This is a genomic window from Candidatus Phytoplasma stylosanthis (assembly GCF_032886435.1).
GTDB classification, from domain to species: domain Bacteria; phylum Bacillota_I; class Bacilli_A; order Acholeplasmatales; family Acholeplasmataceae; genus Phytoplasma; species Phytoplasma stylosanthis.
Map to the genome: position 1 here is coordinate 1 of NZ_JAUZJP010000049.1, position 669 is coordinate 669.

A 669-nucleotide genomic window follows, 5' to 3' on the forward strand; every position below is an offset into this window, starting at 1 on the left:
TAACTATCGATATCGAAATAGCGCCTCCCCCAGAGGCTCTATTTTTCTTTTTCACCGCGAAATTTGTTTTAACTATAAACAAATGAAACATTGGTTCACTCCCAAACAGAATAAAAAGTTGGTTAGGATTATTTTAGTTAAAAAAATAAAAAATCAATTTTGTATTTTTTTTCGATAATCTTTTAGTTATTTTCGTGATTAATTCTTTTAATCAATAGGGAATCAAAAATAATTTTGTTTAAAGAATCTTTAGTTATAATAGAAAAATTGAATTGACTTAATTTCGACCAGAATTATTCGAACGATTTGAATGTTGGGGTATAGTGTTATGTAAAATTCTTTGTTGATTAGCAATCCTTTGGCTTAATTGTATATTTTGTGCCATTAAATTATTAATAAATTCCTCAGAAGCATTATTTGCTCTAGCCTGAAAAATTTGTTGTACCAATCGAGCTTGTTGTAAATTCAAATCTAGTAAAATATTTGCTTGTATTTCAAAATCTGACTGATTATTATTTATATTATGACCATTATTAGCATGACCATTGCTTGATGCCATAATGGGATTATCATTGATTATTAAAAACATACCTAAACAACTAATCAAAAAGAATGGTAAAAGATGTAATTTTTTTTTTATTTGCATCATTTTAACTTATAACTCCTTTT

Annotated in this window: 1 protein-coding gene; it reads right to left on the minus strand. The window is 26.0% G+C overall.

What is annotated here, in order from left to right:
* Nucleotides 1-277 precede the first annotated feature (277 nt).
* Complete coding sequence (locus tag Q8777_RS02665; protein ID WP_318749375.1) at nt 278-649, minus strand: SVM family protein; 372 nt, start codon at nt 647-649, stop codon at nt 278-280.
* Nucleotides 650-669: the final 20 nt, after the last annotated feature.

Bases quoted from the DNA above. Each gene is read 5' to 3' on its own strand.
- Q8777_RS02665 (WP_318749375.1), bottom strand. From the start codon at position 649: ATGATGCAAATAAAAAAAAAATTACATCTTTTACCATTCTTTTTGATT.